At 67.5% G+C, this 11,029-nt stretch carries 4 protein-coding genes and 1 pseudogene; 3 read left to right on the top strand and 2 right to left on the bottom strand.

Annotated features, from left to right (window positions below; all coding sequences use genetic code 11):
• A partial coding sequence (locus tag E1281_RS31180) for an NlpC/P60 family protein (RefSeq protein WP_207943595.1) occupies window positions 1-2,653 on the top strand: 2,653 nt, incomplete at its 5' end.
• 303 nt (window positions 2,654-2,956) lie between these two features.
• Complete coding sequence (locus E1281_RS31175; protein ID WP_131883296.1) at window positions 2,957-3,523, top strand: hypothetical protein; 567 nt, start codon at window positions 2,957-2,959, stop codon at window positions 3,521-3,523.
• Between the two features lie 92 nt (window positions 3,524-3,615).
• Here E1281_RS31175 and E1281_RS31170 read toward each other — a convergent pair whose 3' ends face one another.
• Both E1281_RS31170 and E1281_RS31165 read right to left on the bottom strand, forming a co-directional pair.
• Window positions 3,616-7,716, bottom strand: coding sequence for a hypothetical protein (locus tag E1281_RS31170; protein WP_131883295.1), 4,101 nt, complete (start codon window positions 7,714-7,716; stop codon window positions 3,616-3,618).
• A complete protein-coding gene (locus E1281_RS31165) occupies window positions 7,701-10,229 on the bottom strand; it encodes an ATP-binding protein (RefSeq protein WP_165959189.1) in 2,529 nt (842 codons plus the stop codon). Before E1281_RS31165 ends, E1281_RS31170 begins: the two co-directional genes overlap by 16 nt.
• A gap of 227 nt (window positions 10,230-10,456) precedes the next feature.
• On the opposite strand from E1281_RS31165, the pseudogene E1281_RS31160 reads away from it, so the two are divergent.
• Window positions 10,457-11,029 (top strand): annotated as a pseudogene (locus E1281_RS31160) (hypothetical protein); the annotation flags it as partial.

Below are 11,029 nucleotides of genomic sequence, written 5' to 3'. Positions count from 1 at the left end.
CGGCGGAGGCGGCGTCAACGTGGACGTCAGCAACACCCGCGGCGCCGGGCCAGGGCCGGTCGAGGGCGTCAGCGGCCCGGGCTCGACCGCCGTCGTGCCCGGCTCCGAGGGGCACGAAAGGCCTCCGGAGGGCAACTTCAGCCAGCAACTCGGCTGGTTCCTGTGGGCGCTGCGGATGCACGAGTCGAACGGCGACTACCAGGCGAATGCGGGGACGTCCGCGAGCACCGCCTGCGGCGCCTACCAGTACATCGGCAGCACGTGGAACAACTACGAGGGATACGCGACCGCGTGCGACGCCCCTCCGCCCATCCAGGACAAGCGAGCCAAACGGGACATCATCGCGAAGTGGAACCAGTTCGGGAAGTGGCAGCAGGTCGCGGCCCAGCACTTCACGGGAAGCTGGGGAAACCAGCCGGAGAGGTGGAACGACTGCCCTGCCGCGTGTGACTTCAATCCGACCGTCTGGGAGTACGTCGACGGCGTCATCGGGAAGATGCGGAGCGCCGCCGCGGCGCGTCCACCGAGCGGCAACATGCAGCCCGCGTCGTTCCGTACCGGGGACGGTGGCGCCACGATCCTGCCCGCCGACGTCCCGGGGGCGGCGCCCGCCGACGTCCCAGGGGCGGCACCGGGCGGCGACGCCGAGGCACCGCCCACCGCCTCCAACGCGAACACCGGATCATCCACGGCCGACGGGGGCACCGGCCTTTCCGCCGCCGGCTGCGCGGTGCCCAATCCCGACCCGGAGATCGGCGGCGAGGACGACCAGGGAAGCGGTCCCTACCTGCTCACCCCGGCGGCCGCCGCCCAGATGCGGGGCGGCGGTCTCGATCCCCAGGACCCCTGCAGTTCCTCGTTCTTCGTCGCCCGGGAACTCGTGAAGACGGCGAGGCGTGTCCACGCCGACCCCGAGAGCCCCGAATGGAAGTCGCACGGGGATGAGCAGGACCAGGAGAACGCCCGGAAGTACTGGAGCATGGTCATCGAGACCTCCGGGATCTTCATGGACCGCAGCGGTGCACCTGGGGAAGCATGCGCCGTACCTCCGCCGGACGACCCCGAGGAGCCGTGGTCGATCAGTTTCAAGATCATCTCGGTGTGGCGCTGCGAGGCCACCCGCATCCAGGACCTCTACCTGGTCACCGACGGCGAGTACGAGGGCGAGGAGTTCAAGTACACGATCCAGGAGGACCGGGCCGCCGCGATCCAGACCCTCGTCAACGAGGCGTTGTCGGTCAGCTACGGGGCGAGCAAGTGGAAGACCGAAGACTGCGACAACGCTGACGAGGAAGAGCCGCAGGGAATCTTCCCGATGACGAAGGATGAGGCGGAGGAGGCCGAGGTCACGGATCGGTGCGACGTGGAGAGCAACATCGCCGGCGCCGCCAAGATGGTGCTGGCCGTCGAGAAGACTCCGCCGAAGGACCGGCCGGATGAGCTCGGGGTCTTCCAGCCGATGATCGGAGGCTGGGAGAAGCTCGGGATCGCCATGGGCACCGACCTCGACCTGTTCGCGCTGATCGGGCCCGGCCGGAACGGATACGAGGCGACCGACGAGTGCACCCAGGTCATGACGCAGTTCCTGACCGACGCCGCTCCGCACGCGACGGAGTTCGCGGAACTGACGGAACCTCCGTCCATGGAGACGGTGTACTCCGAGTGGCGGCCGAAGCTGGACGCCGTGGAGGAAGCCCACGGCCTTACCAACCCGAGCAACGATCCGGCCTGCCGGATCGGGTCCTGGGCACCGGGGTTCAACAACACCGTCGCCCAGATCGCCTCGGGCCTCGCGGGCGACAGCCCGCACTCCGCCAACCTCTCGGGTCTGAGCAAGTACTACCAGGGCAGGGAGGATGCCAACACGGAGACGCCGCCGGTCGTAGGCGAGGACACCCTGGTCATCCCCCGGCTGGCACTGCGTCCCCTGAAGCCGATCGGCGCACCGGTCGCCGCGGACGCCGGCCAGGCATGGAGCCAGCTCGGCTCCAACGAAGGCGTGACTCTTCCCCTCTCGCAGGTGGCGGTCGAGTACGCCTGGTTCTTCGGCGGTGTCATTCCGCCGTTCAACAGCGCCGGCAAGCTGATCGGCTCGCTCGAGAACGGTGGGGGCGGCACGTCGGACGGCTCGGGCCCTGTGCAAGTGGAGGTCGGGCCTGACGGCTGCCCGAAGGAGGCTCCGAGGAACACCCTGCGGGAGGGCGCCGCCGAGATCGGTATCAACAAGTTGTGCGTCGATTCGGTGGCACAGGCTCGCACTCCGGAGGCCGCGAAGGCCATCAAGTGGGCACTGACTCACCTCGGCTGGTCCTACACTATGAACACCGAGCCGAGCAAGGGCCCGACTCGTAACGACCCCGAATGGGCCGACTGTTCCAGCTTCGTGTCCCGGGCCTATCGCAGTGCCATCCCGGGCTTGTACAGCGGCAACGCCCCCACGACCGAAACCCTCCGAACGCACAGCTGGACGACTAAGATCCCGTTCAGTCAGCTGAAACCCGGGGATCTGGTGGAACCGAATTCCGGTCACGTGGCCATGCAACTCGCCAATGGGTACAAGGTGCACACCAACACGGGATCGGACGTATCCAGAGTGGAGCGTGCCTACAGCAGCGCCTTCTGGAGCGGCTGGGTCAACGCCAACAACAGGTGATCCCAGGGCGATCACCCGGGTACCATCTCGCCATTCTCGACCTTGGGTCGAGAATGGCGACCTGACATACCCCGTATGATCATTGACAGTCGCGAGGAGAACGAATCTGCACGGGGGAAACCCACCTCACGCGAACGCTTTTCGAGCTCACCTACCGACGCGTATCCGCTTGCGAACATGACGCAAGCAGGGAATAATTTCAGAGAAGAACAAACAGAGCCACCCGGCTCTGTGCGCGCCATATGAGGCGCGCGGGGGGCCGGGATTGGATCCGGCCCTTCGCGCCTTACGAAGGGAATCATCGTGATCCACGATATGCCGGATAGCCGGCCGACCAAGACGCCGGATAGTCGGCGCAATCTCGTCATCGTCGTCGTCGCTGCCTTCGCCGCGGCCGTACTGGCCGTGTTCGGGGTGATCGCCCTGACAGGGGCGGACGACGACCAACCCAATTCCACAGGAGGAAGCGGGAGCGCCGAGACCACCGTGAACTATATGTTCACGGCCGAGACCGAAACGTCGCTCGCCAAGCTCGAGTTCACCGTCGGGCCTTCGGGCCAGATCACCGGAACCCACGTCTGGGTCCGTTTCAACGACGACGGTGAGCCGTTCGGCGAGGACGACGAGGAGCCGTTCGGCGGCACCTTCACCGACGGCCACGTCGAGCTCACGGGGCTGAGCGACACTCGCTCCGCCTACACCGGGACCCTGGAGAACGGCGTCCTCACCCTCGACGGCACGTTCGGCGTGTCGGCCACGGAGTGGACGCAGATCCAGAACGCCGCGGAGTTCGACAAGGCGATCCGGGATCACCACGCGGAGCCCGTGGAGTGTGAAGACGAGGGGCGCTTCGGTTGTGGCGAGAGCTGAGGCTCATCGACACGACCGCCCCACAACCGACCGGCCGCCACCCCCAGGGGTGGCGGCCGGTACCTTGTTCGGGCCCTTCCGGATCTCTTCCGCTACGTTCTGCTGACCTCGCGGTCCTGGTGGTCATCGCGGTCGCGGTCGCGGTCGTACATCTTCTTCAGCTCGTCCTTCATGTTGATCGGACGGTTCGACGCCATCCGCGGGTCCACCTGGGTCATCCGCCTGCCGTTCTCGAGGGAGCGCTGCAGGTCGTCCACACTGTCCATGACCCTCTGATTGTCGCGTTTCTCGGTGGCGACCCGCTTGTTGATCAAATCCCCGAGATCGTCGAGGGAACGCACCATGGCATCGGTGTCGGCCGCGCCGTTCGGCGTTCGCGAAAGGGCGCCGACCAGCCTGTCGAGCTCCTGCCGCAACTCCCGCTGCGACTGGTTCGTCTTCGCACTGGCCTGGTCGACGACCCGTGCCAGTTCGTCAGCATCCATGGCGACGCTGGGATTGGCCATCTGGACCCTGACATCGCATAGGTCGCGCGCACTCGAGGATGCCTTGATCGCGTCCTGCAACTCGGCGACCACACGGTCGATGGCCGCGGCCTGCTTCTGCTGCGCGCGGGTCAACCGGTCGAGTTCCGCCTCGAAGTCACCTCCGAAACCCGCGGCGTGGTTGTCGTGAAGTTGCTGGGTCTCCGCCAGAACACTCCCCATCCTGCGGAGTTGCTGCTCGAACTGGCGCTGGAGTTCCCCGGCCGTTCCCGAGCCGCCGTCCGGCATCCGCACCTGGATCTGCCCGAAGTCGCCGATCTCCTGGCGCGCGGAGGCCATCACACTGCCCACCGCCTCCAGATCGCGCGCCCCGCGGTATTCAAGGGGCACCTCGACCCTGGCCCACTCCCGGGACGCCGACACGGCCGCGTCCTCCGAGCGGCGTGGGCTGATGATGATCTTCGAGAGTTCTTCGTCCTTGCCGCCCTCAACGAATCGCGCCACGCGGTCGCGCACTTCGGGAACGCGCGTATCGAATCCGTGGGCGGCGAAGACGTCGACGAACTGTCCATCGTCGGTGACGTAGCCGCGCTCCCTCAGTTGCGCGGTGATCCGGGCGGTGTACTGGTTGTCGTCCTCCTCGACGCCGTCGACCATCCTGCGTCGCAGGGTCTGCCTGTCGAGGTAGTGGACCGGGTTCGACGCCTGCTCGATGGTGGTCCCCGGCTCGAATCGCTGTCCGCCGCCCCTGCCGGCGGGCATCGGCACGGGGATGGCCAGACCGTGGTCGCCCATCATGATCTGGTCGGGGTCCAAGCCCGTCCTGTTGGCCATCGCGACGAGTGCCTGCATCTTCTCCTCGTCGTTGACGAACCCCTTGAAGTCCGGGTCGATCCCGCCTTCGAGTCCTTCACCCCACTGCCGGGCGCGCAACGCATCCAGCCCCGTCACGGCGTGGCCCTCTTCCAGTTCCCGCCGGTTCTCCGGGTTGCGGACCCGGATGATATTGCGGTGCCAATCCTCGGCCTGCCGCAGACCCGTCCGAGTCTCGGCGTTGTCGGTCATGGGCATGCCCGCGGCGTTCGTTTCGGTGCCGAGACCGGCGCGGGCCATCCCCGCCTGGCTGCCCCGCAGAAGCGCGGCACCACCGGTCATGGCCATCAGCGGAAGCGTTGCCAGTACCGCCGGCGGCGCCATCATCGTCAGCCCCGCAAGAGCGGCGGTCGCCCCGCCGTATGCCGCCGCGCGCTCACCGGGCGATCCCGAGGCGGCCTTGTTCTTCAGGTTGGCGCCGAGTTGCGCGAGGCGCATGCGGGCGCCGTCGAACTTGTCCCTCGCCTTGTCGGTGAGAGGCTTGGCGACCTCCGCGACCTCGTGGCCGGCCCGCTTCATGCCGCGTTTCGCCAGGCGCCCCATGGCCCGTGTCGCGGGGTTGTTGACCATGCGTCTTTGCAGCGACCTCTCATCGAGCGCGCCGAGCCGCATCTTGCCCACGCCGACCCGGCCGAGCCTGTTCGACACCAGGTCACCCGGGTTGCGCGACAGTTGGCGGTCGCCGCTGGACTTCAGCACGATGGCCGTGGCGAAGCCGGTGGCCCCGGTCGTGCTGGAGATGTCCCCGACGCCGAGGATGCGGCTGATCTTCCGAAACATGTACAGCGCCACGAGTGGAGCCGCGCCCTGGGCGACCTGTTCGAAGAAGTTCGGGGTTTCCTCCCCGATGGTCGCGCTGATGGCCCAATAGGTGGTGTCGGTGAGCATCACCATGAACGTCAGGCCCATGGTGAAGAGGAAGTCACCCGCAGCCGCCGCCCCGGTGAGTTTGAGTATTCGCTTGCCCTGTGGCAGTCCCGCCGCGATCAGCAGCAGGGTGAGCGGCATGATCATCACTAATGCGGCCAAACCCACGCTCGCGACGGTCATACCTATCGACATCGGCCCCATGACGAACAGGAAGATGAAGGCGACGATCATCGACATGAGGCCCTGAGTGAGCCTCTCAGCCTGGTTCTTCCCCAGCCAGGAGGCCACGAAGTTCCAGTCGTAACGGCAATCTGTCCGATCCCTGTAGCAGTCTCCGAGCTTGTCCTTGAGTTCGTCATCGCCGTTGAAATAGAAGGCGCCGACCTGTCCGTCGTCACACAGCAGGCAGATGACCCATAGATCGGTGCCGCTTGACTGGTCGGGTTCGTCCTTTTCGCTGCTGTAGAGGTCTGCGCATGCCTGGTCTCGGTCGTCAACAGTGTCTTTCCACTGTTTGATCGTTGTGCTGCTGCCCTGCCCGCCGTCGTTCCCCTTGCAGGCACCCCAGGTCACGACGATGGACTGCTCGTCCGCGGCAGGATCGATGAAGTAGCCGCGCATCATCTCTTTTGTGGTGACGGAATTCCTGTCCCCGTCATCGTCACTGTCCGTGAGGTTGTGCCCGGCGGCCAGGTCGTAGGCCACGAACTTGTTGGTGGTGGAGACGTCCGCGTTCATTTCGAGCCAGCGGCAGGAGGCATGGGCAGGGGAGGGATATCTCCGAGTTCCCTCGCCGAACTGCGCGGCCTGCCAAGAGCGGACGAGGGAGATCTCCCACATCTTGCTCACCTGCACGAGCGCCACCGTGCCATCACCGAGCGAACTGTCCTGGTTGACCGATTGGTACTCGTTGTACAGCGTCTCGTCGAGCCTCGCGCAGGTGATCTTTCCCGTTTCCCCTACGTCGCCTTCGCCTTCGCTCGTTGGGCTCGTATCGTAGAATACGGGGTTCCTCCCCGTCGTGCCGTCGGTGAACTCCTCTCCCGTAGATCTCCCGACCTGCTGCATTTCGATGAGCGAATCTGTCGCAGCGCCGAACCACCCTTGCACCTCCTTCGCCATCCGGGGCATTGTGTGGTAGGCCATCGGGTCCCCGGCATCTTCGGCCGCCTGCGATTGGTCGCCGACGTAGAAGATCACGCCGGTCGCCATCAGGAAGACCATGATCAGGCGCAGGCCGGACGCGGCCCCCTGCCGCCCGCCGCTGGTCCACCGTTTGATCACCGCCGCCAGGACCCACAGCCATGCCGGGATCAGGAGATAGGACGCGTACTTGGTGAAACTCAAGGCGACAGAGTTGATCTCCTCGTCGGCCCTGCAGATCATGTCGAACGAGTAGCCGAACCCCATCAGGCTGCCGATGATGCGCCAGGCCAGCGCGGCCGCCATGAACATCAGGCTGGAGATCATCGAGACGAACAGCTGGGTCTTGAAGATCTTGGCGTTGTCGACCACGAACAGCTCGAACGACGTCCACCGGTGCAGCGGAAGGTAGCCCCGCTTCTCGTCGTAGCGGTCACACGCCGAACCGCTTGAGTCGGTGTCGCTGTTCCTGACGTCCATCGGCGCCGCGAGCAGCCGCCCATCGGCGCCTACCTGGCCCTGGGCCCCCGGCGCGGACGAGACAGGCGCGGACGAGACAGGCGGCGTCTCCTTCCCCGACATGAATCCCTCGGCCTGCCCGGAGAGCATGGCCAGGCCGCCGAAGACGGTGAGCACGAGCGTCCAGACGACCAGCTGAAGGCCGGCACGCGGACTCGGACGCCCCTGCTTCCCGTCGCGTTCGGCGCCGCCCGGCCTCTTCGTGCCGGAACGGCTCTTTCCGCCGGGCCGGCCGCCGCGCGCCTTGGCGCCGGGGCCGGCCGGACGGCGCGAGGCCGTTCGCGACCTCAGCGGACGAGCCATGGATTGTTCTCCTCCCGCGTCTGCTCTCCCGGGTGCGTCGCGGCGGTGATGGGAGCCTCCTGCCCGGACGGGTCGCCCCCGTCCAGCGCCTGCTCCGCCTGCTGCGTCGCGGCGACGATCGCCTCGTACTCGGCCCGCTCGGCCGCCTCGCGCTGCGCGCGAACCTCCTCGCGTTTGCGGCGGTCCTCCGGGTTCGTGCTGTATGCCTCCGCCGCGTCGGGCGGAGTGGGGCCAAGGACGACCTGGGCATGTCGGTCGAACAGGTCGCGGAAGATCCCGCGGGCCCAGCGCGCAGGTCTGCCCTCCTCAGGCGGCAGCGGGCCGAACTCGCGGATCTGCGCGAGCCGTTCAGGGGTGGGCTGCAGACCGCACAGGCTCAGCGCCGTCTCGGCCTCCCGCTTCTCGTTCAGCTTCAGGACCAGCACCCGGCTCAGGTAGGACTCCAGGTCCTTGGTCACCACGTCCGCGATCCGCTGGGTGAGGAACACCGGCATGATGTTCAGCGACCGGCCCTCTCGGGAGATGCGCTGCAGCGATGCCAGGCCCTCAGCCTGTGACAGGAAGGTCCACGCCTCGTCCACGATCAGGACGCCCGACCGGTTGGCGATGAGGATCTCCAGCGAGGCCCGGATGACCAGGCGCACCGCGGCCAGCGCGATGCGCTCCGACACCGAGTACTCGCTCGGGGTCTTGCCCTCGGGCAGGCCCAGTTCCCGGTCGAAGTCGACCAGCGTGAGCCGCTGCGACATGTCCAGGCGGGGCAGCGGCTTCATCGCGATGCCCAGCGAGAACATGGAGGACGCCTCCATCTGCTGCTCGACCAGGCTGCGGATCCGTTCGGCCTCCTCGCCGGGGACGTACTTCAGCGCGTCCCACACGCAGCGCGCCCCGTTGAGCGCGCCGCGTTTCAGCCCGGAACCGAGGGCGAGGCGTTCGGACAGGGAGAGGCCGTCGCGGGAGTCGTCCAGCGCGGACAGGATGTGCACGTTGGCGATCTCTGCCGCGATGCTCGGCGGCGAGTACCGGAAGGGGTCGAAGGCCCCCGGTTCCTCCTCCAGCGCCGACATCGACACCCGCCCGGCGGGGATCCCCAGCCTCTGGACGTAGTCCACCATCCCGTACAGCGAGTCGCCGCCCTTGGGGTTGACGAAGATCACGGGCAGGCCGTTCAGCGCGGACTGGGTGGCGACGGACTGCGCGAAGAAGGTCTTCCCGCTGCCCGGGTCTCCGAAGATGCCGAAGACCGGTGGGAGGTTCTTGCGCGGGGCGCCCAGCGGGTCGACGAAGTAGGGGGTGCCGTCCGGGTCGATGAGGCCGCCGAAGACCCCGGCGTCGTCGCCGAGGTCGGAGAACGCCTGGAGGCCCGCGTGAGAGACCATCGGCACGTTGACGTCCTGCAGGAACGGGTTCACGCGGACGGACGAGCAGGGCAGGGTCTCCTCCAGCGCCGGGATCTGCCGGTGCTCCAGCGCCTTCATCTGGATCCCGTAGTACTGGCCGAGGAACTCCATGTAGGTCTCGGTGGCGTCGGTCACCTCCCGCGCCATGACGAAGCTGGTGCGCGCCAGCATCGGCTGGTTGGACTGGGCCAGGTAGTCCTCGACCTCCTTGGCCTGCTGGAAGGTCTGGGAGAGCTCCACCTTCTCCAGGTCCTGGGTCTTGCGCTCCTCCTCCATGTTGGACATGATCCGGCGCTGCGCCCGGCGGGCCCGCGCCCGCGTGAGGTTCGCGGGTTCGAGCTCCGCGCGGATGGAGATGACATGCGGCGCGTCGCCGGGATGGCTGATCACGTCCAGGGCCCACTGGGCCTCCGGAGACGGCATGACCGGCTGGTCGAAACGCATGACCGCGGCCATCTCCAGCTCGCCGATGCCGGTGACGCCGAGCCGCGTGGGCATCTCCTCGATCACGGCGTCCGGACCGCGCCCGAGGTTGTACCAGGACTCCAGCTGATCCAGTTCCTGCCGGGTGGGGAGCTGCGCGTCCGTCCGGTCGAAGATCGAGGAGATGTGCTCCATGTCCTTCGCGTAGTCGGCCAGGTCGGGGACGTCGTCGGCCATGGAGTCCTTGAGCATGTCCGTCAACGCCTTGACCGTGGACAGCCCGCCCTGCGAGCCCTTGCCGGTCCGTGACGCCTTGTCCATGAGCGACGACCGCAACTGAACGCCAACGAAAAGGACGCGCTTGGGGGCGAGGAAACCGAAGGCACCGGCCTGGTAGTTGCGCAGCTCCTCGGTGTTCTCCGCCGGCGGCGTCACGAGATCGTCCCAGGTGATCGAGACCAGGTGGACCTGCCGGTTGTTGGACAGGGTCGCGAGCCCGCCCACGGGCTGCCGGGAGGTCCGGCCGAGGTCGCCGAGGAGTCGGGACAACGGCGCCGCCATCGACAGCTGCTCCGCCGGGTCTTCCCACTTCATGGGCGAAAGCCGCACGGTGCGGTACATCCAAACCTCGCCGTTGTAGCCGACGTAGACGCCGTCGGCCGTCCGCCACGCGTACGGTGTCGTCCACATCGTGGCGGTATCAGCCTCGGAACGACCCGCACGACTGGTCCCGGTGATTCGCCCGAATGCGGACCTCAGGTTGACCATGCGTCGTCATCTCCCAGTTTGGTTCAGCTCTCACGGAGACAGTCCGGCATCCAGGGCTGGCGGCAGCCGTCATTGTCCGCACAGTTGCTTGTAGAGAGTCCGGTCGCCTCGCCGGCCGGTGACAACCAGAGCGCTGAGGACACTGTGTGATGGCAACTGCCCCGAATCTCGTCGTGGCGGGGGACCCTGGCGTCGCGCGGAAGTTGCGGGAGACCGGGCGGTTCCCCGCGGTCTACGACGCCGCCTCCGCGGCAGAACTTCGCGACCTGTCCAAGAGCGGGCGGGTCGGCTCACCGGCCGCTTTCATGTTCGCCCCGGGATTCGTCGAGGATCTCCCGGCCGCCGGGGTCGCCGTACTGGCCAACGGCCTCGCGGGCAGCGGGTTCACCGTGCTGGTGCACGGGTTCTTCGCCGAGCGCGGCGACACCTTCGATCCGAAGGTGCGGGTGACCGGCCGCCGGCTGCGGATGTCGGAACTGCTGGCGAACCTGGGCGTCACCGAGCCCGCCCCGGCCGTCGCGCGCCCGTCGGCTCCCGAGCAGCCGCCCTCGGCCGGCCCGGCGGCTGCGCAACCACAGGCCCCCGCGCAGGACACCCGGCACCCCGCGCAGGCACCGGCACAGCCACCGGCCCACAGCCAGCCGCCGGCCGCGCCGCAGCACCACGCCCCCGCACAGCAGCACGCGGCACCGCAACACCAGCCCCCCGCGCAACACCAGGCC

It is taken from the genome of Actinomadura sp. KC345, assembly GCF_004348515.1.
GTDB lineage: Bacteria > Actinomycetota > Actinomycetes > Streptosporangiales > Streptosporangiaceae > Spirillospora.
This window is presented reverse-complemented; position numbering and strand designations above follow the sequence as displayed.